We start from the raw sequence: 23,605 nt of genomic DNA, 5'->3' as shown, positions 1-23,605 counted from the left end.
GTCCGAGACTATATCCCTTGCGTTATATAAGCCAAAGTGGAAACATGCTGCCATGCAGGTGATGGACGCGTTGGGGGACCCGGTGCGACGACGGCTCGTCGAGCTCCTCGCCGACGGTGAGCGCACCGCCGGTCAGCTGGCCACCGCCGTCGGGGCAGAGTTCAGCATCAGCCAGCCCGCCGCGTCGCGCCACCTGCGCGTGCTGCGGGAGGCCGGCGTCGTGGACTCGGTGCCGCAGGGCACGGTCCGGCTGTACTCCGTCCGGCCCGAGGCGTTCGACGAGGTCGAGGCCTGGGCGCGGCGGGTCCGCCGGTTCTGGGGCGGGCACCTGGACGCGTTGGAGACCGAGATCGCCCGCGGGCGGAGGAGCAGAGATGACGACTGACGTGTGGGGTGTGCTCACCCCCACCCCGAACGGCGTGACGGTCCGCTTCGAGCGGCGCTACGCGACGACACCCGAGGACCTGTGGTCGTCGGTCACCGACCCGGTCCGGCTGGCGCGCTGGCTCGGCCCGGTCTACGGCGACCTCGTCGTCGGAGGCCGGTACGAGCTGCGCATGGGCGACGACGTCGCCGGCTCGCCGCAGAACGCCGCCGGGGACGTCCTCGAGTGCGACGCCCCGCGCCGGCTGGTGGTCGCGTGGCAGTTCCCCGGCGAGCCGGACAGCCGCGTGACGGTCGACATCCGTGCGGACGGTGACGGCGCGGTCCTCGTGCTCGAGCACCTGGACCTGGAGGAGGCGGCGGCGCGCGGCTACGGCGGGGGCTGGCACGCCTCGCTCGACCAGCTCGACGACCACGTCGCCGGACGCCCGGTCCGAGCGTGGGACGACCTGTTCGCGGCAGCGCTGCCGCGGTACCGCTCGGAGTGACCGGTCAGCCGACCGTGGCCTCCTTGTAGCCCGTCGGCAGGTCCACCTCGACCACGTCACCCTTGACCAGCTGCCGCCCGCGACGGGACTCGTCCTCACCGTTCACCGTCACGGCGCCGTCCTCGAGCAGCGCACGGGCGTGCGCACCGGAGTCGGCGAGGTCGGCCAGCTTGAGGAACTGGCCGAGCCGGATCGAGTCGTCGGAGATCGGCACCTGGGTCATGGGAGCAGTCTGCCTCCCTCGAGGAGTGTGGCGCAGCGCACGGCCCGCCCGGTGGTCGTGGTCAGGCCGTGCGCAGGGGTCCGTCCTATGCTCGGGAACGTGATCACCCGCATCGACCTGCGCGGTCGCTCCCTGTCGCGTCGCGAGCTGTTGGACGAGCTCCCCCGTGCCGAGGTCGACGTCGAGCACGCCGCCGAGATCGTCGCGCCGCTCCTGGCCGGCGTCCGCGCACGCGGTGCCGCCGAGCTGCGCGACCTGGCCGAGCGGTTCGACGGCGTCCGACCGGAGCACCTGCGGGTCCCGGCCGACGTCATCGCCGCCGCCGTCGGGGTGCTCGACCCCGCCGTCCGGGCGGCGCTGGAAGAGACCATCCGGCGCGTCCGCCAGGTGCACGGCGCCCAGCGGCCCGCCGACTTCACGGTCGAGCTCGCGCCCGGTGCGCAGGTCCGCCAGCGGTGGGTCCCGGTCCGTCGTGTCGGGTTGTACGTCCCGGGCGGGCTCGCGGTGTACCCGTCGTCGGTCGTCATGAACGTCGTCGCCGCGCAGGCGGCCGGCGTGGGGTCCCTCGCCGTGGCGTCACCCCCGCAGAAGGACCAGGGCGGTCTGCCCGACCCGGTCGTCCTCGCCACGTGCGCGCTCCTGGACATCGACGAGGTGTACGCCGTCGGCGGCGCCCAGGCGGTCGCGATGTTCGCCTACGGCGCGGTCGGCACCGAGGAGGTCGACGGGGAGACGCTCTGCGAGCCCGTCGACGTCGTCACCGGCCCCGGCAACGTGTACGTCGCCGCCGCCAAGCGACTCGTGCGGGGGATCGTCGGCATCGACGCCGAGGCCGGACCGACGGAGATCGCGATCCTCGCCGACGGCACCGCCGACGCGTCCCACGTGGCTGCCGACCTCGTGTCCCAGGCCGAGCACGACCCGCTGGCCGCCGCCGTCCTGGTGACGCCGTCCGTCGAGCTCGCGGGTGCGGTCGAGGCCAAGCTCGTCGACCGGGTCGACGCCACGATGCACCGCGTGCGGGTCACGACGGCGCTGCGCGGCGAGCAGTCGGCGATCGTGCTCGTCGACGACCTGGAGCAGGGCCTCGACGTGGTCAACGCGTACGGTGCCGAGCACCTGGAGATCCAGACCGTCGGTGCCGCCGAGCTCGCTGAGCGCGTCACCAGCGCCGGGGCCATCTTCGTCGGCGCGTACTCGCCGGTCTCGCTCGGCGACTACATGGCCGGGTCCAACCACGTGCTCCCCACGGGGGGCTGCGCGCACTTCGCCAGCGGCCTCGGTGTCCACTCGTTCCTGCGCGCCGTGCAGGTCGTCGAGTACGACGCCGACGCGCTCGCGGAGGTCGCGGACAAGATCGTCGCGCTCGCGGACGCCGAGGGACTTCCTGCGCACGGCGAGGCGGTGCGAGCCCGATTCTGAGCGACCACGTGCGCGGACCGCGCCGACCCCGTGCCTGCGACCACCGCCCCCGTCGAGAGGACAGCCTGTGACAGGCAACGCGACGTTCCGCCACCGCGATGTCGCCCTCCTCGCCGTCGTCGGCATCGAGGCGCCGGTCGTCGTCCCGTCGACCGTGTTCGACGAGCGCCTCGCGCCCACCCTGAAGCGCCTGCGCCTCCCGTCCGGTCTGCTGTCCCGCGTCGCCGGCGTGCACGAGCGCCGGTGGTGGGACGAGGAGATGACGTTCGACGACGCCGCCACGGCGGCCGGCGCGAAGGCGCTGGCGGAGGCCGGGATCGACGCGGGCGACGTCGGCCTGCTGATCAACACGTCCGTGACCAGGACGTTCCTCGAGCCGTCGGTCGCCTCCCGCATCCACTCCGGACTGTCCCTGCCGTCCAGCGCGCTCGGGTTCGACCTGACCAACGCGTGCCTCGGCTTCGTCAACGGCATGACGCTCGCGGCGCAGCTCATCGACTCGGGCCAGGTCCGGTACGCGGTGATCGTCAACGGGGAGGACCCGCGTCCGACGCAGGAGGCCACGCTGGACCGGCTGACCGCGCCGGGGACCACCCGGGAGCAGTTCCTCGAGGAGTTCGCCACCCTCACCCTCGGTGCGGGCGCTGCCGCGGCTGTCCTCGGCCCCGCGCACCTGCACCCCGGCGCCCACCGGCTCGTCGGCGGCGTCGCCCGCTCGGCGACCCAGCACCACGAGTTGTGCGTCGGCGGCGTCGAGGGGATGAAGACCGATCCCGCGGGGCTCCTGGCCGGAGGCCTCGAGCTCGTCGTGGACGCGTGGCGCGAGGCGCAGCCGGAGTGGGACTGGGTGGGTGTCGACCGCATCGTCACGCACCAGGTCTCGTCGGTGCACACCCGCTCGATCGTGGAGGCGCTGGACCTGGACGTCGACAAGGTGCCGACGACGTTCCCCCGCTGGGGCAACGTCGGGCCGGCGGCGCTGCCGATGACGCTCGCGGACCAGGCGGACTCGCTGCGCACGGGAGACCGGGTGCTGTGCATGGGCGTCGGCTCCGGTCTGCACACCGCGATGGCCGAGATCGTCTGGTGACCGCGGCGTCGCGGCCACCCGCGGAGGTCCTGGCGGCCGGGGGGATCGACCCGCGCTGGTCGCGCACGGTCGAGGTGGGTCCGCGGACGTGGCACCTGCTCGACAACGCCGCGACGCTGGACGCCGAACCCGTCGGCACGCTCCTGTGCGTGCACGGCAACCCGACGTGGTCGTTCCTGTGGCGCCGGCTCGTCGCGGCGGGCGCGCGGGCCCAGCGCCCGTGGCGGGTCGTCGCCGTCGACCAGCTGGAGATGGGCTACTCCGAGCGGACGGGGGAGCAGCACCGCCTCGCCGACCGGGTCGCCCAGCTCGGTGCGCTGACCGACCACCTCGGGCTCGCCGGGCCGGTCGTCACGGTCGGGCACGACTGGGGAGGCCTCGTCAGCCTCGGCTGGGCACTCGACCACCCGGACCTGCTGGCGGGCGTCGTGCTCACCAACACCGCCGTGCACCACGAGGTCGACGACGCCATGCCCGCCGCGCTGCGCGTGGCGACGGCCCGCGGGGTCCTCCCGGTGGGCACGGTCAGCACGCCGGCGTTCCTCGAGACCACGCTCGCGCTCGCGCACCCGCGCCTGACGCCCACGGTCGCCGACGGCTTCCGCGCGCCGTACCGCACCGCCGACCGGCGGGCGGGGATCGGCGGGTTCGTCGCGGACATCCCGGCCACCCCCGACCACCCGAGCCGACCGGAGCTCGACCGGATCGCGACCGGCGTGCGGGGCCTCGACGTCCCGGCGCTCCTGCTGTGGGGTCCACGCGACCCGGTCTTCTCCGCGCGCTACCTGCGCGACCTGCGCGAGCGGCTCCCGCACGCCGACGTGCACCGGTTCGAGGGCGCCGGCCACCTGGTGGTCGAGGACGCGGACGTCGCCGGTGCGGTCCTGCGCTGGCTCGACGCCCGCGACGCGCCGGCACCGCCCGCGGTGGCCGACGAGCCGTACCGGGCCCTCGGCGCCACCCTGGTCGAGCGGGCCGACGACGACGGCACCGCGCTGATCGAGCTCGCGGGCGCGCGCTCCCGCCGCGTGACCTGGTCGGCGCTCGCCGCCCGGACCGACCAGCTCGCCCGTGGCCTCGCGGCGAGCGGTGTGCGACCGGGCGACCGGGTCGCTCTCCTGGTACCGCCCGGGGCGGACCTGACGGCGGTCCTCTACGCGTGCCTGCGGCTCGGGGCCGTCGTGGTCGTCGCCGACGCCGGGCTCGGTGTCCAGGGGCTCACCCGGGCGGTGCGTGCGGCGGACCCCGCCGTGGTCGTCGGGATCGAGAAGGCCCTGGTGGCCGCGCGGTGGCTGCGCTGGGCGCCGACGCTGGTCAGCGCCGGACCGCTGCGCGCGGGAGTGGCGCGGACCCTCGGCGTCGGTGCGTCGCTGGACGACCTCGCCGCACTCGGGCGCGCCTCCACCGACGACCTCCCGTGGCCTGACCCCGACGCCGACGCGGCGGTCCTGTTCACGTCCGGGTCGACCGGCCCCGCGAAGGGGGTCGTCTACACGCACCGCCGGCTCGCCGCGATGCGCGACGTCGTCGCTCGCACCTACGGGATCGGACCGGACAGCCCTCTCGTCGCGGCGTTCGCGCCGTTCGTCCTGCTCGGCCCGGCGCTGGGTGCCACGAGCGCGAGCCCGGACATGGACGTCACGTCACCGGGGACGCTCACGGCCCGCGCGCTGGCCGAGGCGGTCCGCGCGATCGACGCGGCGGTCGTCTTCGCGTCGCCCGCCGCGCTCCGCTCGGTCGTCCGCACGGCCGACGGGTCGGAGCTCGCCGCGCTCGCGGGCGTCCGGCGGTTCCTCTCGGCGGGCGCACCCGTCGGCATCGACCTGCTCGAGGCCGCGGCGGCGCTGATGCCGGCCGCGCAGGCCCACACGCCGTACGGGATGACGGAAGCGCTCGTCGTCGCCGACGTGTCGCTCGACGAGCTCCGCGACGCCGGCGCCGGTGACGGGGTGTGCGTCGGGAGGCCCGTCGCGGGAGTCCGGGTGGCGCTCAGTGGCCTGGACGTCGCCGGCGAGCCGACGGGGGTGCCGGACCAGCGGGCGGGCGTCACCGGCGAGGTGCTCGTCGCGGCCGCGCACGTCAAGGACCGGTACGACGGCCTCTGGCTCACCCAGCACGCCTCGGCACGGGACCCCGGCTGGCACCGGACCGGGGACGTCGGGCACCTCGACGCGGACGGCAGGCTCTGGGTCGAGGGCAGGCTCGCGCACGTGCTGGTGACGGCGGACGGCGTCCGCACCCCGGTCGGGCTGGAGCAGCGCGCGCAGACGGTCGACTCCGTCGTGTCCGCGGCTGTTGTCGGCGTCGGGCCCAGGGGTGCGCAGCAGGTCGTGGTGGTCGTCCAGCCCGAGGTGTACTCGCACGGACCGGTCGTGGCGGCGCCCGACCTGGCCGCCGCGGTCCGCGCAGCGCTGGAGGGCACCACGGTCGCCGCCGTGCTGGTGGTGGAGCAGCTCCCGACGGACGTCCGGCACAGCTCGAAGATCGACCGGACGCGGGTCGCCGTGTGGGCCGAGCGCGTGCTGGCGGGGGAGCGGGCACGCCTGTGACCCGCGTGCTGGTGACCGGGGCGAGCGGCATGCTCGGGCGGGCGGTCGCCGCACGGCTCGTCGCCGACGGTCTCGACGTCCGGACCCTGCAGCGCAGCCCGTCCCAGGTCGTCGGGGCGCAGGACGTGGCCGGGTCGGTCACCGACCCCGACGTCGTGCGGTCCGCGCTGCGGGACCGGGTCGCCGTCGTGCACCTGGCGGCGAAGGTGACGATCGTCGGACCGTACGACCAGTTCGAGGCCGTCAACGTGGGCGGGACCCGGCTGCTGCTCGACGAGGCGCGGTCGGCGGGCGTCGGACGGTTCGTGCACGTCTCGACGCCGTCCGTCGCGCACCACGGGCGCTCGCTGGCCGGTGCGGGCGCCGGCCCCGCCGACCCCCAGCACGCGCGCGGGCACTACGCGCGGACCAAGGCCACCGCGGAGCTCCTCGCGCTCGCGGCGCACGACCCCGCCGGCCTGCACGTGATCGTCGTGCGACCGCACGTCGTCTGGGGGCCGGGCGACACCCAGCTGGTCGGCCGGATCGTGGACCGCGCGCGGTCGGGCCGGCTGCCGGTCCTCGGCGACGGGGCCGCGCTCATCGACACGACCTACGTCGACAACGCCGTGGACGCCCTGGTCGCGGCCCTGCACGCCGACCCGGCCGTCTACGGCGAGCCCTACGTGGTCACCAACGGGGAACCGCGTCCGGTCGTCGAGCTGCTCGCGGGCATCTGCGCGGCCAGCGGCGTGGCCGTGCCCCGGCGGCACGTGCCCGCCACCCTCGCCCGTGGTGCCGGGTCGGTGCTCGACGCCGCCTGGCGCACCCTCCCCCTCGCGGGCGAGCCCCCGCTGACGAGGTTCGTCGCCGAGCAGCTCTCGACCGCCCACTGGTTCGACCAGCGACGCACGCGGGAGGCCCTCGGCTGGACGCCACGGATCGGCCTGGACGACGGGCTGGCCCGGCTGGCGCAGTGGACAGCGCGGCAGGCGTCCGCACCGGCTCCCTAGACTCGTCGGGTGACCTCTGACCTCGACACCGAGCAGCCGAACGGCGTGCTGCCGCTGCGTCCGGACCTCGTCGGCCTCCTGCCCTACGGCGCACCCCAGCTCGACGTGCCGCACCTGCTCAACGTCAACGAGAACCCGTACGCCCCCGCCCCCGACGTCGTGGCCGACATCGCGGAGGCCGTCGCGCGTGCCGCGGCGGGCCTCAACCGCTACCCCGACCGCGACTTCGAGGACCTCCGCGCCGACCTCGCCGGCTACCTGCGGGTGGAGTCGGGCGTCGAGCTGACGACGGACCAGGTGTGGGCCGCCAACGGCTCGAACGAGATCATGCTGCACGTCCTGCAGGCGTTCGGCGGTCCCGGGCGCACGGTCCTGTCCTTCGCGCCGACGTACTCGATGTACCCCGAGTACGCCCGGGACACGTTCACCGGGTGGGTCGCGGGGCGGCGCGAGGCCGACTTCAGCCTCGACCCCGACGTCGCGCGCGCGGCGATCGCCGAGCACGCGCCGTCCGTCGTGCTCCTGGCCAGCCCGAACAACCCGACAGGGACGGCCCTGCCGGCCACGACGGTGCTGGCGGTGCTCGACGCGGCGGCGCGGGTGCCGGGCGGGTGCGTCGTCGTGGTCGACGAGGCCTACGGCGAGTTCCGCCGCACGGGTGTCCCCTCGGCGCTCGAGCTGCTGCCCGACCACCCGCACCTGGCGGTCAGCCGGACCATGTCCAAGGCGTTCGGCCTCGCCGGAGCGCGCGTCGGCTACCTGGCCGCGGCGCCGGCCCTCGTCGACGCGCTGCGGGTGGTCCGCCTGCCGTACCACCTGTCGGCCGTGACCCAGGCGGTCGCCCGGGCGGCGCTCCGGCACGCGCCCGCGCTCATGGCGCAGGTCGGGTCGCTGCGCGACGAGCGCGACGCCCTCGTGGTGTGGCTGCGCGGGCAGGGGCTGACCGTCGCGGACTCCGACGCGAACTTCGTGCTGTTCGGCCTGTTCGACGACCGGCACGCGATCTGGCAGGGTCTGCTCGACCGCGGGGTGCTGATCCGGGAGGTCGGACCGGACGGGTGGTTGCGGGTGTCGGTCGGCACCCCGAAGGACATGGTGGCGTTCAAGAACGCCCTGAGTGAGGTGGCAGGACTGTGAGCCCCAAGAACGCTGGGCGTACCGCGCGCATCGAGCGCGCCACGAGCGAGTCGAGCGTGCTGGTCGAGCTCGACCTCGACGGCACCGGCCGTACGGACATCTCGACGACGGTGCCGTTCTACGACCACATGCTCACGGCCCTGGGCAAGCACTCGCTCATCGATCTCACCGTCAGAGCGACGGGGGACACGGACATCGACGCGCACCACACGGTCGAGGACGTCGCGATCACGATCGGCGAGGCGCTGCGCCAGGCTCTGGGCGACAAGCGCGGCATCTCGCGGTTCGGTGACGCCACGGTGCCGCTCGACGAGGCGCTCGCGCAGGCCGTGGTCGACGTGTCCGGCCGGCCGTACCTGGTGCACACGGGGGAGCCTCCCGGTCAGGAGTACCACCTGATCGGCGGGCACTTCACCGGGTCGCTGACCCGGCACGTGCTCGAGTCCATCGCGCACCACGCCGCGTTCAGCATCCACGTGCGCGTGCTCGCGGGCCGCGACCCGCACCACATCGTCGAGGCGCAGTTCAAGGCGCTCGCCCGGGCCCTGCGGTTCGCCGTCGCGCTCGACCCGCGCGTGGAGGGCATCCCGTCGACGAAGGGTGCGCTCTGATGGTCGACGACGACCTTCCCGACGACATCGAGGTCCCCGACGACCTGTCCTCGTTGCTGGACGGAGCCACGGAGGACCCCTCGGTCGTCCTGGTGATCACACAGGTGGCCGCGCCCGCCCCGCTCGCCGCGGCGTGCGCGATCGCGAAGGTCGACGTCGACGTCGTGCCGACGCCGATCGGGGCCATCGCGGCGCTGCGCGACCCGCGGGCCGCGGCGGACGGCGCGGCGGCGATCTCGAAGCTGCTGCGCACGGTGCCGGTGATCCTGCTGGAGCGGCGCGAGGGGCAGATCACGGCGTCGCGCTGGGCGGGCGGGGAGCGCGACGGCGACCTGCCCGCGGGCCTCGTGCTGTCCGACGCGCCCCCGGTGCTGGAGGACCTGCTGCTCGGCTCCGTCCAGGCGGGCGAGGTCGAGGGCGTCGTCACGAGCGTCGGCATGTCCCGCTGGCAGGCGATGCGGACGATCGCGAGCTCCGCGAAGCGCAGGTAGGCGTCTCGCGGACCGGCGCGCGAGCGTGCCGTCCCGCGCCCGCGGGTACCGTGTCCCGGTGCCTGCTCAGCCTCTCGTCGTCGTGCTCGACCACGGCGCCGACGACCACGGACCGTTGGCGCAGGCCCTGACCACCGCCGGGGCGCGGGTCGAGGTCACGGCGGACAAGCGCACGGCCCTGGTCGCCGACGGGCTCGTGATCGCCGGCCGCGCCCGGGCCGCGGACGTGATGCCCGCCCTGCGCAGGCTCGGCGCCGACCAGGTGGTCGACCGCCGGCTCGCGGGCGGTCGGGCGGTGCTCGCGATCGGTGTCGGGATGCACGTGATGTTCACCGACGTCGTCGAGGACGGTGCCGTGACGGAGGGACTGGGGGAGTGGGCCGGGGTCGTGGACTCCGTCGGGACGCCCCCCGGTGAGGTCGCGGTGCAGGCGCCGTCCCGGTCCGCCCTGTTCGACGGCCTCGACGGTGCCCGCTTCCACCTCCCCGACGCCCGCGCGCCCCGCACGTTCCCGCTGCTCGACGACTGGCCCGCGGACACCCGCCTCGTCGTCCCGGTGGTCATCTGGCCGTCCGGCGACGAGCGTTTCGTGGTCGCCGTCGAGAACGGGCCGCTCGTCGCGCTCGCCGTCCACCCCGAGTCGTCCGGCGAGGCCGGCGCCACGGTGCTCGCCCGCTGGGTCTCGTCCCTGAGCCCACTCGCCCCCTCGACCTCACCGGAGTGACCGCATGACCGACCGCCTCGAGCTGCTGCCCGCCGTCGACGTCGCCGACGGCCAGGCCGTCCGCCTGACCCAGGGCGCCGCCGGCACCGAGACGGGCTACGGCGACCCGCTGTCCGCTGCGCTCGACTGGTACGAGGGCGGCGCGGAGTGGATCCACCTCGTCGACCTCGACGCGGCCTTCGGGCGCGGGTCGAACGCCGACCTGCTCGCCGAGGTCACCGCCGAGCTCGTCGGCAAGGGCGTCAAGGTCGAGCTGTCGGGCGGCATCCGCGACGACGCCTCGGTGGAGCGCGCGCTCGGCACGGGTGCGACCCGCATCAACCTCGGCACGGCCGCCCTGGAGAACCCGGAGTGGACCGCCCGGCTCATCGGCTCGTACGGCGAGCAGGTCGCGGTCGGGCTCGACGTCCGCGGCACGACGCTGGCCGCGCGCGGCTGGACGAAGGACGGCGGGGACCTCTGGGAGGTGCTCGCCCGCCTCGAGGACGCCGGGTGCGCCCGGTACGTCGTCACGGACGTCAACAAGGACGGCATGCTCAACGGCCCGAACGTCGAGCTGCTGCAGCAGATGTGCGCCCGGACGGACGCCCCGGTGATCGCGTCGGGCGGCGTCTCCAGCCTGGAGGACCTGCGCGTGCTCCGGACGCTCGTGCCGCTGGGCGTCGAGGGCGCGATCGTCGGCAAGGCGCTCTATGCCGGCGCGTTCACGCTGCCCGAGGCGCTGGAGGTCGCCGGACGCCCGTGACGGGTCGCGAGCTCCCGCCGTCGTCCCCGTTCGCGGGGGACGACGGCAGCGCCGACCCGGCGGTCGCTGCCGCTCTGGCCGCGCTCCAGGACGGCTCGGGGACGGTCCCTGCACTGGTCGACGCGCTGGCCGGGACGCGCGTGCTCGTGCCGGTGCTCGCGGAGCTCGAGGTCGAGGACGTCGTCGTGCACGACGGCCACGCGCACACCGTCGACAAGGAGGCGTCAGCCGGGATCGTCGCGCTGCAGGCCCCCGACGGGCGGACCGCCCTGCCGGTGTTCACGTCGGTCGCGACGATGGCCGCGTGGCGGACGGACGCCCGGCCCGTGCCGTCGGACGTCGCGCGCGCCGCGCTCTCGGCGGTGACCGAGGGCTGGGAGGTGCTGGTCGTCGACCCCGGCGGTCCGACGACGGTGCTCGTCCCGCGCCCGGCCGTGTGGGCGCTCGCGCAGCAGGAGCCGTGGCGTCCGGCGGTCATCGCCGAGCGCGTCGACCCGGAGGTCCGCGACGCGATCGTCGCGGCGGTGGCGACCGTGCCGGGTGTGGTGTCGGTGGACGCGGTCCCGGGGAGCCGTGCGGAGGTCGCGGTCGTCGTCGCGCTGGTCGCCGGGCTGGACCGTGCGGGGCTCGACGCGGTCCTCGCGCAGGTCAACGGTGCGTTGGCCGGCGTGGAGCTGGTGGCGACGCGCGTCGACTCCGTGGAGCTGCGGCCACGGGCGGCCGGCTAGCGAGCGCGCTTCACCGCCCACGCGAGCGCGAACGTGCTGAGCACGGCGGCGGCCACGATCTGACCCCCGAGGATCACCCGGTTGAGGTCCAGCGCCGGCTGCCAGTGGGCGCCGGTCTCGTCGACGACGAAGACGCCCACGGCCTTGACGTGCACGCCGTAGCCACCGCCACCGCCGTGACCCTCCTGGACGCCGCCGCGCGCGGTCTCGGCGTCCGAGGCCGGCGTGCCTGCCTCGCCCCCGCCCGACCCGGAGCCGGTCCCGCCCCACAGGCGGGCGACGGGGATGACGAGGGTGCCGTTGCGCTCGTACGCCTCCCCGAACACGCGACGCACGGTGAACGTGTCGTTCGCGGCGTTGGTGAGGCTGGCGGGGTCGAAGTGCGGAACAGCCATGGGGTCCTCCCGGGATCGGGTCAGCCGGCGCAGGGCGCGGTGGGCGTGAACGACGCCTCGTCGTCCAGCATGGCCCGCAGCGTGCTCACGGGCACCACAAAACTGTGCCCGTTCGAGTCCTTCGCGTACACCACCCCCACCACGCGGCCGTCGCTGTCGAGGACCGCCGACCCCGAGCTGCCGTGCTCGACGGGCGCGTCCGTGACGAGGACCGCGCCGAGGTTCGCGTTGAGCGGGTCGGTCTGGCTGGCGAGCACCTGCCCGGTGGTCACGGTGAGCGCGCGCCCGAGCGGGTAGCCGACGACCGTGACCTGGTCGCCCACGGCCGGGTCGGCGGGCGCGAGCTCGGGCGCGGCGGGCAGGGCGTCGTCGGTGCGCACGATCGCCAGGTCGGCCAGGGCGGCCGTGCTCGCCGCCGCGGCGCCGATGTCCCGGCCGTCGTAGGTGCTGAGCTGGAGCGTCGACGAGTCGCTGACGACGTGCCGGTTGGTCACCAGGGTGTGGTCGTCGAGCGCGAACCCGGAGCCGGTCGACAGGGTGCCGCAGCCGATGTTCCGGATCCGCACCGCCATCCGCTGGGCGGAGTCGAAGCCGTCGGGGGACAGGTTCCCGCTGGACGTCGGGGTCTGCTGCGGCAGGTCGGTGGGCATGACGTCCGTCGGCACGGGTGCCGGCGGGGCGGGCAGGAGGGTGCAGCCGCTGGTCAGGAGGACGAGGGCGACGACGGCCAGCCGCCGCCTCATCGTTCGAGCTCGCGCTGGAGCGCGGCGTTAGCGTCGGTCGCGCGGGCGCACACCGTCTGCACGTCGGACGTGAACCGCTCGAGGTCGGCCGGGTCGTACTGGTCGGAGTTCTGCAGGTACCCGATGAGCCGCTGCTGACCGTCCACGCAGCTGGCCAGCGCCGTCGCGACCTGCCCGGCCGCCTGCGACACCCGTGACTGGTAGTCGGCCAGCTGCTGCTGCGACGCGCTGGTGTCCCCGAGCTGAGCCTTCTCGTCGGCCAGCTGCGTGATCCGCTGCTGGGCGGTGGCCAGCTGCGTCGTCGTGGCGTCGAGCTCGGCCTGCGTCGCGGCGAGGTCGGCCTGCGACGCCGCCAGCTCCTCCGCGGTCGAGCGCGCCAGCGTCTCCCACTGCTGGGTGGACTCCTGCCAGGCCTCGTTGGTCGTCAGCATGCGGCCCAGGACGAGGCCGGCACCGACGAGCGTGGCGACGAGCAGCACCGCCAGCACGATCGCCGCCGCGCCGGGCCGACGACGCTCCGCCGGTGGTTCCGGCTGTGCCGCGGGCGTCCCCGGGTACCACGGAGCCGCGGCCGGCGCGGGCGGGTTCACCCGCGTGATCTCTGTCACCGGCGGCTCGGGGCGGGAGGGCGGGACGTCACGAGGGAGCGGCTCGTCGGGCTGCATCGGCCCAGGATACGAGGCACGTCTGTGCGTCTGGCGCGCTCGTGCTCCCCGGGCGCGCCCCGCCCGGCCGGAGGAAATCAGGGCGAGGACACGCAGCTGCAGCGGTGACAATCGTCGGATGCCCTCGACGACCTACGGAGCTGTGCTGCGCCTGCCCGGCGTCGCACGACTCTTCGTCGTCTCCTTCCTCGCGCGCATCCCCGCGGCGATGGTGGGCGTCGTCCTCACGCTGCACGTCGTCTCGACGCTGGACCGCGGCTACGGCCAGGCCGGTCTCGTCGTGGGCGCCGCGACCGTCGGCATGGCGCTCGGGGCACCGTGGCGGGGTCGTCTGGTCGACCGGCTCGGGCTGCGACGCGCGATCGCGCCGTCGGTCGCGGTCGAGTCGGCCGTCTGGCTGGTCGCGCCGCACCTGTCCTACGAGCTGCTCGTCGGTGCCGCGTTCGTCGCCGGGCTGTTCCTCGTGCCCGTCTTCTCGGTCAGCCGGCAGTCGCTGTCGGTCCTCGTCCCGATCGCGCACCAGAAGGCGGCGTTCTCGCTCGACTCCGTCGCCGTCGAGCTGACGTTCATGCTCTCGCCGGTCGTCGGGGTGCTGCTGGCGACGCAGGCGTCGACCTCGGTCGCGCTCACGGTCGTGGGTGCGCTGACGGTCGGCGGCGGCGTGCTGCTCATGTGGGCGAACCCGCCGACGCGCAGCGCGCTCTCGGCCGAGGCGCAGCCGGAGCTCCCGAAGCAGCGGCTGGTCAGTCCCGCGCTCGTCGTCCTGCTCCTGGCGGGCGTCGCGGCGTCGTTCGTGCTGGTCGGCACCGACGTGTCCCTCGTGGCGACGCTCAACGACTCCGGGCGCTCCGCCGACGTCGGCTGGATGATCGCGCTCTGGGCCGGCGGGTCGGTCGTCGGGGGACTCGTCCACGGGGCCAGCCACCGCGACCCCTCGCCGCTGTTGCTCGTCGCCCTGCTGGCGCTCGCGACCCTCCCGGCCGCGTTCGCGAGCGGGCCGGTGTGGCTCGCGGTCGCGGTCGTCGTCGCGGGTCTGCCCTGCGCGCCCGCGCTGTCCTCGATCAACGCGACGCTCGTCCGGCTGGTCCCCGAGCACCGCCGCGGCGAGGTCATGGGGTGGAGCGGCACGATGTCGACGGTCGGCAACGCGCTCGGCGCCCCGCTGTGCGGTGCGGTGATCGACCGCGCGACACCGGGGGCGGGCTTCCTGACCGCGGCCGTGGTCGGTGGGGGTCTCGCCGTCGGCGGGCTCGTCGTCCTCGCGCTGGTCCGGGGCCGCGGCGTGGCTCCTGCGGTGCAGGAGCGTCCCGCAGCACGGCACGTCCCGTCGGTGCGCGTCGTCCGGCGGCGGGGCGCGTCCCCGGCACGACGCGTGCGGGTCAGACGACCGAGCCGGTGAACTTCTCGCCCGGACCCTCGCCGGGCGCGTCGGGGAAGGGCGAGGCCTCGCGGAACGCGAGCTGGAGCGAGCGCAGCCCGTCGCGCAGCGACCGCGCGTGCTGGTTGCCGATGTCGGGGGCCGAGGCCGTCACCAGGGCGGCGAGGGCGGTGATGAGCTTGCGCGCCTCGTCGAGGTCGAGGAAGTCGGCGCCGGCACCCGTCGGCCCGTCCTCCGCGAGCCCGCACTTGACCGCAGCCGCACTCATCAGGTGGACGGCCGCGGTCGTGATGACCTCGACCGCGGCGACGTCGGCGATGTCGCGGGTGGCGGTCGTGGTGGGGTCGGTCTCCGGGCTGGTCTCGCTCATAGGCCGATCCTCTCATCGGCACAGGGGGGCGCCCGCCACCGATTCGGGTGTTCGGGCTCGCTCTGGTAACCTAGGCAGTTGACTGACCTGGGTGGTGATTGCTGCTGCCCAGGCGCACAAGTGGAGTTCCTCCCACCTGGGCCTCGACAGTTCGGTGCGTCGAACACGCACCGTCGACAGAGACCGGGTCACAGTCCGCACCGGACGGCGCGAGCCGCTCCCGGTGGCGTGAGCATGGCCGCGGCCGAGCTCACCCGGCGGACCTCGAGGCCTCCTCCTGTGACCAGGACGGGGGCCTTCCTCGTTCCCGGCGGTCACCACGACGAACCTAGAGGAGCACCACATCAGCGAGCCCCGCATCAACGATCGGATCCGCGTCGCCGAGGTCCGCCTGGTCGGCCCCAACGGCGAGCAGGTCGGCATCGTCCGCGTGGAGGACGCCTTGCGCCTGGCGCAGGACGCCGACCTCGACCTCGTCGAGGTGGCACCTGACGCTCGTCCGCCCGTCTGCAAGATCATGGACTACGGCAAGTTCAAGTACGAAGCAGACATGAAGGCCCGCGAGGCCCGGCGGAACCAGACCAACACGGTCCTCAAGGAGATCCGTTTCCGGCTGAAGATCGACCCGCACGACTACGGCACCAAGAAGGGCCACGTCGAGCGGTTCCTCACGGCCGGCGACAAGGTCAAGGTCATGATCATGTTCCGTGGCCGCGAGCAGTCGCGCCCGGAGATGGGCGTGCGCCTGCTCCAGCGGCTGGCGGACGACGTGTCCGAGCTCGGCTTCATCGAGAGCATGCCCAAGCAGGACGGGCGCAACATGATCATGGTGCTCGGCCCGATGAAGAAGAAGGCCGACCAGAAGCAGGAGCAGCGCCGTGCGGCGCAGGCTGCTGCCGCCCGTGAGCAGAACGCCGCGGCGGCCGCTGCTGCCGCTGCTGCGGCGGCGAACCCGGTCGAGCAGGCCGAGCCCGTCGCGCCGGCTGCCGCCGAGGTGCCCGTCGTCGCCGAGACCGTTCCCGTGGTCGACGCGCCGGCCGCCGTCGAGGCACCGGCCGAGGTCGCGGCTCCGGTCGAGGCCGAGGCTCCCGCCCCGGTCGAGAAGCCCGCCGCCGCCCCCCCGCGGCCGGCGACGTCTCGTCCCAGCACGCCTCGTCCGCCCGCACCCGCCGCCGCACCTCGTGCGACGACGGCCCCGCGTCCGGCCGCAGCAACCCGGCCCGCCGCAGCACCGCGTCCCGCGGCGGCTGCACGACCGGCCCCCGCAGCCGCGCCGGCCCCGTCGTCCGAGACGTCGCAGCCCGCGACGGCACCGGCCGCACCGAAGCCGGCGACGCCGAAGCCGGCCGCCACCCCCAAGCCGGCCACACCCCGGCCGACCGCCACGCCGCGGCCCGCGCCGCGACCTGGTCCGGCCGCCCCGGCGAAGGCACAGACCAGCACGACGGCCTCCGAAGAGGCGAGCTAGCCAGCACGAACGGACGGCCCGGCCCCCCGGTCGGACCGCACCAGACGAGTCGTACGAACCCGTGCGATGTGAAGGACAAGGAGACACGGCAGCCATGCCGAAGAACAAGACGCACTCCGGTGCCAAGAAGCGCTTCCGGGTCACCGGGACCGGCAAGGTCATGCGCGAGCAGGCCGGCGGTCGCCACCTGCTCGAGCACAAGTCGAGCCGCCGCACCCGCCGCATCGCCGGCGACCTCGTCGTCTCCCCTGCCGACGCCCCCCGTATCAAGAAGCTGCTCGGGAAGTGATCCCGCGGGCGCACCTGCGCCCCGGTCACCCGGTCCGAGCCTGAGACAAGCAAGGAGCATCACGTGGCACGCGTGAAGCGGGCGGTCAACGCCCAGAAGAAGCGCCGTACAACCCTCGAGCGCGCTGCGGGCTACCGCGGTCAGCGGTCGCGCCTGTACCGGAAGGCGAAGGAGCAGGTCACCCACTCCCTCGTCTACGCGTACCGCGACCGCAAGGTGCGCAAGCAGGACTTCCGCAAGCTGTGGATCCAGCGCATCAACGCTGCGTCCCGCGAGCAGGGTCTGACCTACAACCGCCTGATCCAGGGCCTCAAGCTCGCCGGCATCGAGGTGGACCGCCGCGTGCTGGCCGACCTGGCTGTGAACGACGCCGCGACGTTCGCGACTCTCGTCCAGGCCGCCAAGGCCGCGCTGCCCGAGGACGTCAACGCGCCGAAGGCCGCGTGACCCTCGTTCGCTGCTGAGCCCGACCGCCCGACCCGCCTCGCCGCGGGGCCGGGCGGTGGCTCGGCGAACCCGGAGCCCCCGGAGCCTCGTGCTCGCGGGGGCTTCGTCGTGCTCGCTATGCTCCGGCCGTGCGGTCGCCGACGGTGTGTCCCTGAGAGTGGACCCCGCTCGCGCGCGCCGCGCCTGGGACGTCGCCGTCGACGCCCACAACCTGCTGTCCTACGCGGGTGAGCCGCTCGCTGCGGGGCTCACCACCGAGGAGGTCGAGCACGCCGAGGAGCGCTTCGGGTTTCGCTTCGCGCCGGTCCACCGTGCGTTCCTGAGCATCGGGATGCCGCGCGGCCCGCAGTGGCCGAACTGGCGCACGGGCTCCGACCGTTCCCTGCGCAGGCGGGTGCAGGCGCCCGTCGACGGTGTGGTCGCCGACGTCCTCGAGCACGACTTCTGGCCGGCCCCGTGGGGTCCGCGCCCGACGGCCGACGACGAGCGCGAGGCGGTGGCGCGCGCCGAGCTGCGGGCGGTCCCGGCGCTCGTCCCGTTCTTCGCGTGGTGCTACCTGCCGGCAGGGGACCGCCGCTCCGAGGCCCCGGTGCTCACGGTCGACCGGACGACGGTCTCCGTCGTCGGCCACGACCTCGGGCACTACGTCGGCCGGGTGTTCTCGGTCCACGACCCCGTCGTGGCCGGACCGCCGCCCCGCGTCGCGTTCTGGTCGGACCTCGCCGAGCTGTTCGACCCGGCCCGTCGCCGTCCGGGGCTGATGGACCCGGCTCGGCGTCCGGGCACGCGATGATGTCCAGGTGAGCACCCCCACCCTGACCAATCCCCGGGCCGAGCGGGTGAAGGCGGTGCGGTCCCTGAGCGGCCGGTCCGTCCGGCAGCGGGCCGGACGGTTCGTCGTCGAGGGGCCGCAGGCGGTGCGTGAGGCCGTGCTGGCCGCCGAGGTGCACGACGTCTACGTGACGACCGAGGCGGCGCAGCGGTACCCCGAGATCGTCGACCGTGCCCACCAGCGGGGGATCCGGGTGTCGGTCGGGACGGCGGAGGTGCTCGACGCGATGAGCCCCGACGCGCAGCAGGTCGTGGCGGTCGCGTCGCTCACGTCGCACACGCTGGCGGACCTGGCCGGACCGCGGCTGGTCGCGGTGCTCGCGAACGTGCGGGACCCCGGGAACGCCGGGACGGTCATCCGGGCCGCCGACGCGGCGGGGGCGGACGCCGCGGTGCTGACCGCCGAGAGCGTCGACGTGCACAACCCGAAGGTCGTCCGGTCGACGGCGGGGTCCCTGTTCCACCTGCCGGTCGTCACCGGCGTCGACCTGGCCGTGGCCGTCGCCGCGCTGCGGTCCGCCGGCCTGTCGGTGCTCGCCGCGGACGGCGCCGGCGACCACGACCTCGACGACCTGCTCGACGTCGCCGGCCACGCACCGGACGGTGTGCCCGACCTCGCGCGCCCGACGGCGTGGGTGTTCGGCAACGAGGCGTGGGGGCTGCGGGAAGAGGACCGCGCCCTCGCGGACGCGGTCGTGCGGGTGCCGATCCGGGGGCGCGCCGAGTCGCTGAACCTGGCGACGGCGGCGACCGTCTGCCTGTACGCCAGCTCGCGGGCGCAGCGATGAGGCTCTTCGCCGCGGTGTGGCCGCCCGACGACGTCCTCGACCACCTGGACCTGGCCCTCGCATCCGTGCGGGGGGCACCGGCGGGCACCTCGTCGGCCGTGCGCTGGTCCGCGCGGGAGACCTGGCACCTCACGGTGGCGTTCTACGGCGAGGTCCCCGACGGTGTCGTCCCCGGACTGACGGCCGACCTGGCGGAGCTCGCCGTGGGGATCGAGCCGTACGAGCTGGCACTGCGCGGCGCGGGGGTGTTCTCGCACCGGACGCTCTGGGTCGGGGTCGGCGGGGACGTGGAGTCGCAGCGCGCGGTGACGCGCGGGTGCGTCGAGGCGGGTGAGTCGGCGGTCGGGGTGGCCGACAACCGGCCACGGGACCGACCGCACCTCACCGTCGGGCGGGTGCGTCCCGGGAGCCGTCCGCCGCGGCGGCGCTCGACGCGACCGGGTCAGCGGCCGGACGCGCAGGTCCCGGACGACGAGGACCTCGCGGCGAGCCTCGTGCGCGCGCTCGCCGTCTACGAGGGTCCTCGATGGCTCGTCGACGAGCTGACCCTCGTCTCGTCCGCGCCCGGCGCCGGTCGGGGTGGGGGACCCCTGTACGAGCGGGTCGAGACCTTTGCGCTGGGGCGGTAGCCACCGCCGTGGCATCATGGCGACCATGACAGCGCGTGCGCAGGCGGCCGGTGGTCGCCGATTTCCCGGGCCCGTTCCCGGGCTGCGCCACTGACGCGCACGTGAGCAGGCCGTCCACCGCTGGACCGGCCGCCAGGACCTGGGTCGGGCGCCTCTAGACTTGTCCGCTGGCCGTGCCGTCGCGTACAGGCCAAGGCCGTGCGCTCTCGCGTGCAGGCCGCCCAGAACCACTGGAAGGTCAGGATGTCCGACGACACCGCCCTGTCCCCGCTCGACGCCGACGGCATCGAGTCCGCCGTCGAGGACGCGCTGAAGGCCCTCGCGGCCGCGGCCGACCTCGACGCCCTGAAGTCCGCGCGCCTCGAGCACGTGGGGGAGCGCAGCCCGATCGCGCTGGCCAACCGCGCCATCGGTGGGCTTGCGCCCGCCGACAAGGCGACCGCGGGCAAGCTCCTCGGCCAGGCCAAGGGCCGCCTCGCCCGCGCGCTGGCGGACCGGCAGGCCGAGCTCGAGGCCGAGCGCGACCAGCGCGTGCTCGTCGAGGAGTCCGTCGACGTGACGCTCCCCACCGACCGCCGCCCCCGGGGTGCGCGGCACCCGCTGGAGACGCTCTCCGAGCGCATCGCCGACATCTTCGTCGCGATGGGCTGGGAGATCGCCGAGGGGCCGGAGCTCGAGGCGGAGTGGTTCAACTTCGACGCGCTGAACTTCGGCGTGGACCACCCGGCGCGGCAGATGCAGGACACGTTCTTCGTGGACGCCCCCGGGCTGGTGCTGCGCACGCACACGTCGCCGGTCCAGGCCCGCGCGCTCCTGGAGCGTGAGCTGCCGGTCTACATCGCGTGCCCGGGCAAGGTGTTCCGCACCGACGAGCTCGACGCCACACACACGCCCGTCTTCCACCAGGTCGAGGGTCTCGCGATCGACAAGGGCCTGACCATGGCGCACCTCAAGGGGACGCTGGACCACTTCGCGCAGGCGATCTTCGGTCCCGAGGCGCGCACGCGCCTGCGGCCGTCGTTCTTCCCGTTCACCGAGCCCAGCGCGGAGATGGACCTCTGGTTCCCGCAGAAGAAGGGCGGACCCGGCTGGATCGAGTGGGGCGGCTGCGGGATGGTCAACCCGCACGTCCTGCGGGCCGTCGGCGTGGACCCCGACGTCTACTCCGGCTTCGCGTTCGGCATGGGCATCGAGCGCACCCTGATGCTGCGCCACGGCATCGCCGACATGCACGACATGGTGGAGGGCGACGTCCGCTTCTCCCTGCAGTTCGGGACGGAGATCTGATGCCGCGCATCCCTCTGACGTGGCTCGCCGAGCACGTCGAGCTCCCCGCAGGCCTGACGGCCGAGCAGCTGGCGGCGGACCTCGTCCGTGTCGGTCTGGAGGAGGAGGCCATCCATGCGGCCGCCGTGACCGGTCCGCTGGTCGTCGGCGAGGTCGTGGAGCTGACACCGGAGCCGCAGAAGAACGGCAAGACGATCAACTGGTGCCGGGTGGACGTCGGTCCGGAGCACAACGAGCCCGGGGGTGACCCGCGCGGCATCGTGTGCGGCGCGCACAACTTCGTCGTCGGTGACCGTGTCGTCGTCGCGCTGCCGGGCGCAGTCCTGCCCGGGCCGTTCGCGATCGCGTCGCGCAAGACCTACGGGCACGTGTCCGACGGGATGATCTGCTCGGCACGCGAGCTCGGGCTCGGCGAGGACCACGCGGGCATCATCGTGCTGTCCGAGCTCGGGCTGGACGCGCCCGTCGGCACCGACGCGCGCGAGCTGCTCGGGCTGGGCGAGGAGGTCCTCGAGATCAACGTGACCCCGGACCGCGGGTACTGCTTCTCGATGCGTGGGGTCGCGCGCGAGTACAGCCTGTCGACGGGGGCGACGTTCACCGACCACGGTCTGCCCTCGGGCGACGAGCGTCCCGCCGGTGGTGGCTTCGCGGTCGAGATCGACGACGCCGCCCCGATCCACGGCGTCCCGGGCGCCGACCGCTTCGTCGCGCAGGTCGTGCGCGGCGTGCGCGCGAACGACCCGTCGCCCGCGTGGATGCAGCGCCGGCTGCAGCAGGCCGGGATGCGGCCGATCAGCCTGGCCGTCGACGTCACCAACTACGTGATGCTCGACCTCGGCCAGCCGCTGCACGCCTACGACCTGGCGCACCTGTCCGAGCCGATCGTGGTGCGCCGCGCGAACCCGGGGGAGCGGATCCGGACTCTCGACGACGTCGACCGCGTCCTCGACCCCGAGGACCTGCTCATCACCGACAGCCCCGGCGGGGAGCGCGGTGCCCGGCCGATCGGCCTCGCGGCCGTCATGGGCGGCGGGGACAGCGAGGTCAGCGCGACGACGACCGACCTGCTCATCGAGGCCGCCCACTTCGACCCGATCACGGTCGCGCGTGCGGCTCGTCGCCACAAGCTGCCCAGCGAGGCGGCGAAGCGGTTCGAGCGGGGCGTCGACCCCGCGCTGCCACCGGTGGCGGTCGCGCGGGCGGTCGCACTCCTCGTCGAGCACGGCGGCGGAGTCGCGGGTCCGCTCACGGACGTCGACCGTCGCGTGCCCGTGCCGTCGTTCGAGCTCGCGCTCGACCTGCCCGCGCGGCTCGTCGGCGTGCCCTTCACGGCCGACGAGGTGCGGCAGACGCTGGTGTCGATCGGCTGCGAGGTGGCCGACGCGGGCGCCGACGCGGTCACGGTGACGGCACCGTCGTGGCGGCCGGACCTCGTCGCGGGAGTCGACCTCGTCGAGGAGGTCGCCCGCCTGCGCGGCTACGACGCGATCCCGTCGACGCTCCCGGTCGCTCCGGCAGGCGCCGGCCTGACCTCGGGTCAGCGCGCGCGGCGCTCGGTCGCACGCGCGCTGGCCGAGGCCGGCCTCGTCGAGGTGCTCAGCTACCCGTTCGTGGGGACCGACCAGCTCGACGCGCTGAACCTGCCCGCGGACGACGCGCGTCGCCGTGCCGTGAAGCTGGTCAACCCGCTCTCCGACGAGCAGCCGTACCTGCGGACCAACCTGCTGGTCACGCTGCTCGACACGGCGCGACGCAACGTGAGCCGGGGGGAGACCGACCTGGCGATCTTCGAGCTCGGCCTGGTCACGCGTCCGGTCGAGGGAGCGCCCGCGGCACCACGCCTGCCGGGCGGCGTGCGCCCGTCCGACGAGGAGCTGGCGGCGATCGACGCCGCCGTGCCGCCGCAGCCACGTCGGGTCGCCGGCGTCCTCGCAGGTCTGCGGGAGCCGGCAGGCTGGTGGGGCCCCGGTCGCCGGGCCGACCACACCGACGCGATCGCGGCCGCGCGTCTGGTCGCGGACGTCGTCGGGGTGGAGCTCACCGCGGCGGCCGACGCCGACCACGCGCCGTGGCACCCGGGCCGGTGCGCGCGCCTGACGACCGCCGACGGCACCCTCGCCGGCCACGCGGGCGAGCTGCACCCGAACGTCGTGACTGCGCTCGGCCTGCCGGCTCGTGCGGTCGCGTTCGAGCTGGACCTGGACGCGGTGCTCGCCGCGGCGTCACCCGATCCGGTCCAGGCGGTGCCGGTCTCGACGTTCCCCGTCAACAAGGAGGACGTCGCCCTGGTGGTCGCCTCCTCGGTCCCGGCTGCCGACGTGCTGGACGCGGTCCGCGTCGGCGCGGCTGCGAGCCCGGTCGGCGACGTCGTCGAGGAGGTCCGGCTGTTCGACGTCTACACCGGTCCCCAGGTGGGCGAGGACCACAAGTCGCTGGCCTTCTCGCTCCGACTGCGGGCCGCCGACCGGACGCTGACCGCAGCTGAGTCGGCGGCGGTCCGGGACGCGATCGTGGCCGAGGCGCACAGCCGGTTCGGGGCGTCGCTGCGCGCCTGATCACCGGTCCGCAGCCCCCGTCGACCAGCCGTCGACGGGGGCTGCGTCGTACCCGGACGAATCATCGGATGTGTTCACTCAATAGTTACCGGCGAGTAGTTGCCACGAATCGGACGAACAGCGACAGTTGTCCAGGCCGTCACGAGCGGCCACTTGTGCGTTCCCGACGAAAG

The 23,605-nt window shown here is 74.5% G+C and carries 26 protein-coding genes; 21 read left to right on the top strand and 5 right to left on the bottom strand.

What is annotated here, in order from left to right:
* The first annotated feature begins 52 nt into the window (after window positions 1-52).
* A complete protein-coding gene (locus CTE05_RS16045) occupies window positions 53-385 on the top strand; it encodes an ArsR/SmtB family transcription factor (protein WP_146847312.1) in 333 nt (110 codons plus the stop codon).
* Window positions 375-872: an SRPBCC family protein gene (locus CTE05_RS16040; protein ID WP_146847311.1), complete on the top strand. Its 498-nt coding sequence runs from the start codon at window positions 375-377 to the stop codon at window positions 870-872. Before CTE05_RS16045 ends, CTE05_RS16040 begins: the two co-directional genes overlap by 11 nt.
* A 4-nt stretch (window positions 873-876) precedes the next feature.
* Here CTE05_RS16040 and CTE05_RS16035 read toward each other — a convergent pair whose 3' ends face one another.
* Window positions 877-1,095, bottom strand: a complete 219-nt coding sequence (locus CTE05_RS16035; RefSeq protein ID WP_146847310.1) for an RNA-binding S4 domain-containing protein — start codon at window positions 1,093-1,095, stop codon at window positions 877-879.
* A 99-nt stretch (window positions 1,096-1,194) separates the two neighbouring features.
* Between CTE05_RS16035 and hisD the strand changes: the two genes are divergently transcribed.
* The 10 genes from hisD to CTE05_RS15985 all read left to right on the top strand — a co-directional run bounded on the left by hisD (window position 1,195) and on the right by CTE05_RS15985 (window position 11,584).
* Window positions 1,195-2,517, top strand: a complete 1,323-nt coding sequence (gene hisD, locus CTE05_RS16030) for a histidinol dehydrogenase (RefSeq protein ID WP_146847309.1) — start codon at window positions 1,195-1,197, stop codon at window positions 2,515-2,517.
* Between the two features lie 67 nt (window positions 2,518-2,584).
* Window positions 2,585-3,607, top strand: a complete 1,023-nt coding sequence (locus CTE05_RS16025) for a 3-oxoacyl-ACP synthase III (RefSeq protein ID WP_146847308.1) — start codon at window positions 2,585-2,587, stop codon at window positions 3,605-3,607.
* A complete protein-coding gene (locus CTE05_RS16020; protein WP_246123700.1) occupies window positions 3,604-6,156 on the top strand; it encodes an alpha/beta fold hydrolase in 2,553 nt (850 codons plus the stop codon). Before CTE05_RS16025 ends, CTE05_RS16020 begins: the two co-directional genes overlap by 4 nt.
* Window positions 6,153-7,148 carry an NAD-dependent epimerase/dehydratase family protein gene (locus CTE05_RS16015; RefSeq protein ID WP_281286193.1) on the top strand — a complete coding sequence of 332 codons (996 nt, stop codon included), beginning with the start codon at window positions 6,153-6,155 and terminating at the stop codon, window positions 7,146-7,148. The genes CTE05_RS16020 and CTE05_RS16015 overlap by 4 nt, the downstream gene beginning before the upstream one ends.
* A gap of 9 nt (window positions 7,149-7,157) precedes the next feature.
* Window positions 7,158-8,285 carry a histidinol-phosphate transaminase gene (locus CTE05_RS16010; protein WP_146847306.1) on the top strand — a complete coding sequence of 376 codons (1,128 nt, stop codon included), beginning with the start codon at window positions 7,158-7,160 and terminating at the stop codon, window positions 8,283-8,285.
* Window positions 8,282-8,896: an imidazoleglycerol-phosphate dehydratase HisB gene (gene hisB / locus CTE05_RS16005; RefSeq protein WP_146847305.1), complete on the top strand. Its 615-nt coding sequence runs from the start codon at window positions 8,282-8,284 to the stop codon at window positions 8,894-8,896. Before CTE05_RS16010 ends, hisB begins: the two co-directional genes overlap by 4 nt.
* On the top strand, window positions 8,896-9,387 hold the full coding sequence (locus tag CTE05_RS16000; protein WP_146847304.1) for a hypothetical protein: 492 nt from the start codon (window positions 8,896-8,898) through the stop codon (window positions 9,385-9,387). The genes hisB and CTE05_RS16000 overlap by 1 nt, the downstream gene beginning before the upstream one ends.
* Before the next feature lie 58 nt (window positions 9,388-9,445).
* Entirely contained in the window at window positions 9,446-10,111 is a 666-nt protein-coding gene (locus tag CTE05_RS15995) for a type 1 glutamine amidotransferase family protein (RefSeq protein WP_146847303.1), read from the top strand.
* Between the two features lie 4 nt (window positions 10,112-10,115).
* On the top strand, window positions 10,116-10,856 hold the full coding sequence (gene priA / locus CTE05_RS15990) for a bifunctional 1-(5-phosphoribosyl)-5-((5-phosphoribosylamino)methylideneamino)imidazole-4-carboxamide isomerase/phosphoribosylanthranilate isomerase PriA (RefSeq protein ID WP_146847302.1): 741 nt from the start codon (window positions 10,116-10,118) through the stop codon (window positions 10,854-10,856).
* Window positions 10,853-11,584, top strand: a complete 732-nt coding sequence (locus tag CTE05_RS15985; RefSeq protein ID WP_146847301.1) for an SseB family protein — start codon at window positions 10,853-10,855, stop codon at window positions 11,582-11,584. Before priA ends, CTE05_RS15985 begins: the two co-directional genes overlap by 4 nt.
* Here CTE05_RS15985 and CTE05_RS15980 read toward each other — a convergent pair.
* From CTE05_RS15980 to CTE05_RS15970, 3 genes are read right to left on the bottom strand one after another with little or no spacing between them, the layout of a single operon-like run.
* Window positions 11,581-11,979 (bottom strand): spore germination protein GerW family protein, encoded by a 399-nt coding sequence (locus CTE05_RS15980; RefSeq protein WP_146847300.1) that lies wholly within the window; start codon window positions 11,977-11,979, stop codon window positions 11,581-11,583. The genes CTE05_RS15985 and CTE05_RS15980 overlap by 4 nt on opposite strands.
* 20 nt (window positions 11,980-11,999) lie before the next feature.
* Window positions 12,000-12,722 (bottom strand): S1C family serine protease, encoded by a 723-nt coding sequence (locus tag CTE05_RS15975; RefSeq protein ID WP_146847299.1) that lies wholly within the window; start codon window positions 12,720-12,722, stop codon window positions 12,000-12,002.
* On the bottom strand, window positions 12,719-13,387 hold the full coding sequence (locus CTE05_RS15970) for a hypothetical protein (protein WP_246123699.1): 669 nt from the start codon (window positions 13,385-13,387) through the stop codon (window positions 12,719-12,721). Before CTE05_RS15970 ends, CTE05_RS15975 begins: the two co-directional genes overlap by 4 nt.
* A 118-nt stretch (window positions 13,388-13,505) precedes the next feature.
* Here CTE05_RS15970 and CTE05_RS15965 point away from each other — a divergent pair, with 118 nt between their 5' ends.
* Complete coding sequence (locus tag CTE05_RS15965; RefSeq protein ID WP_146847298.1) at window positions 13,506-14,786, top strand: MFS transporter; 1,281 nt, start codon at window positions 13,506-13,508, stop codon at window positions 14,784-14,786.
* Here the strand turns inward: CTE05_RS15965 and CTE05_RS15960 are convergent.
* A complete protein-coding gene (locus tag CTE05_RS15960) occupies window positions 14,767-15,135 on the bottom strand; it encodes a DUF1844 domain-containing protein (protein WP_146847297.1) in 369 nt (122 codons plus the stop codon). The two genes, CTE05_RS15965 and CTE05_RS15960, sit on opposite strands and share 20 nt — an antisense overlap.
* 343 nt (window positions 15,136-15,478) lie before the next feature.
* Here CTE05_RS15960 and infC point away from each other — a divergent pair, with 343 nt between their 5' ends.
* From infC to pheT, 8 genes are all read left to right on the top strand, one after another.
* On the top strand, window positions 15,479-16,603 hold the full coding sequence (infC, locus tag CTE05_RS15955) for a translation initiation factor IF-3 (RefSeq protein ID WP_146847296.1): 1,125 nt from the start codon (window positions 15,479-15,481) through the stop codon (window positions 16,601-16,603).
* 94 nt (window positions 16,604-16,697) lie between these two features.
* Entirely contained in the window at window positions 16,698-16,892 is a 195-nt protein-coding gene (gene rpmI / locus CTE05_RS15950) for a 50S ribosomal protein L35 (RefSeq protein WP_028046910.1), read from the top strand.
* 63 nt (window positions 16,893-16,955) lie between these two features.
* Window positions 16,956-17,339: a 50S ribosomal protein L20 gene (gene rplT / locus CTE05_RS15945; RefSeq protein WP_146847295.1), complete on the top strand. Its 384-nt coding sequence runs from the start codon at window positions 16,956-16,958 to the stop codon at window positions 17,337-17,339.
* Between the two features lie 157 nt (window positions 17,340-17,496).
* Complete coding sequence (locus CTE05_RS15940) at window positions 17,497-18,132, top strand: hypothetical protein (protein ID WP_146847294.1); 636 nt, start codon at window positions 17,497-17,499, stop codon at window positions 18,130-18,132.
* 7 nt (window positions 18,133-18,139) lie between these two features.
* On the top strand, window positions 18,140-18,958 hold the full coding sequence (locus CTE05_RS15935) for a TrmH family RNA methyltransferase (RefSeq protein ID WP_246123698.1): 819 nt from the start codon (window positions 18,140-18,142) through the stop codon (window positions 18,956-18,958).
* The gene (gene thpR / locus CTE05_RS15930) at window positions 18,955-19,587 is read left to right on the top strand and encodes an RNA 2',3'-cyclic phosphodiesterase (protein WP_146847293.1); all 633 of its coding nucleotides are present in this window, start codon (window positions 18,955-18,957) and stop codon (window positions 19,585-19,587) included. The genes CTE05_RS15935 and thpR overlap by 4 nt, the downstream gene beginning before the upstream one ends.
* 243 nt (window positions 19,588-19,830) lie before the next feature.
* Window positions 19,831-20,874, top strand: coding sequence for a phenylalanine--tRNA ligase subunit alpha (locus CTE05_RS15925; RefSeq protein WP_146847292.1), 1,044 nt, complete (start codon window positions 19,831-19,833; stop codon window positions 20,872-20,874).
* On the top strand, window positions 20,874-23,432 hold the full coding sequence (gene pheT / locus CTE05_RS15920) for a phenylalanine--tRNA ligase subunit beta (protein WP_146847291.1): 2,559 nt from the start codon (window positions 20,874-20,876) through the stop codon (window positions 23,430-23,432). The genes CTE05_RS15925 and pheT overlap by 1 nt, the downstream gene beginning before the upstream one ends.
* Window positions 23,433-23,605 lie beyond the last annotated feature (173 nt).

Origin of the sequence: Cellulomonas terrae (genome assembly GCF_007990265.1) — a bacterium.
GTDB lineage: Bacteria > Actinomycetota > Actinomycetes > Actinomycetales > Cellulomonadaceae > Cellulomonas > Cellulomonas terrae.
Note: the sequence above shows the minus strand (reverse complement) of the source record. Positions and strands in the feature narration are given on the sequence as shown.

What these genes read in the sequence shown, in the direction of transcription:
- CTE05_RS16045 (WP_146847312.1), top strand. Translation starts at nt 53, where the DNA reads ATGCAGGTGATGGACGCGTTGGGGGACCCGGTGCGACGACGGCTCGTC.
- CTE05_RS16040 (WP_146847311.1), top strand. Translation starts at nt 375, where the DNA reads ATGACGACTGACGTGTGGGGTGTGCTCACCCCCACCCCGAACGGCGTG.
- CTE05_RS16035 (WP_146847310.1), bottom strand. Translation starts at nt 1,095, where the DNA reads ATGACCCAGGTGCCGATCTCCGACGACTCGATCCGGCTCGGCCAGTTC.
- CTE05_RS16000 (WP_146847304.1), top strand. Translation starts at nt 8,896, where the DNA reads ATGGTCGACGACGACCTTCCCGACGACATCGAGGTCCCCGACGACCTG.
- priA (WP_146847302.1), top strand. Translation starts at nt 10,116, where the DNA reads ATGACCGACCGCCTCGAGCTGCTGCCCGCCGTCGACGTCGCCGACGGC.
- CTE05_RS15980 (WP_146847300.1), bottom strand. Translation starts at nt 11,979, where the DNA reads ATGGCTGTTCCGCACTTCGACCCCGCCAGCCTCACCAACGCCGCGAAC.
- CTE05_RS15975 (WP_146847299.1), bottom strand. Translation starts at nt 12,722, where the DNA reads ATGAGGCGGCGGCTGGCCGTCGTCGCCCTCGTCCTCCTGACCAGCGGC.
- CTE05_RS15970 (WP_246123699.1), bottom strand. Translation starts at nt 13,387, where the DNA reads ATGCAGCCCGACGAGCCGCTCCCTCGTGACGTCCCGCCCTCCCGCCCC.
- CTE05_RS15965 (WP_146847298.1), top strand. Translation starts at nt 13,506, where the DNA reads ATGCCCTCGACGACCTACGGAGCTGTGCTGCGCCTGCCCGGCGTCGCA.
- CTE05_RS15960 (WP_146847297.1), bottom strand. Translation starts at nt 15,135, where the DNA reads ATGAGCGAGACCAGCCCGGAGACCGACCCCACCACGACCGCCACCCGC.
- rpmI (WP_028046910.1), top strand. Translation starts at nt 16,698, where the DNA reads ATGCCGAAGAACAAGACGCACTCCGGTGCCAAGAAGCGCTTCCGGGTC.
- thpR (WP_146847293.1), top strand. Translation starts at nt 18,955, where the DNA reads ATGAGGCTCTTCGCCGCGGTGTGGCCGCCCGACGACGTCCTCGACCAC.
- CTE05_RS15925 (WP_146847292.1), top strand. Translation starts at nt 19,831, where the DNA reads ATGTCCGACGACACCGCCCTGTCCCCGCTCGACGCCGACGGCATCGAG.
- pheT (WP_146847291.1), top strand. Translation starts at nt 20,874, where the DNA reads ATGCCGCGCATCCCTCTGACGTGGCTCGCCGAGCACGTCGAGCTCCCC.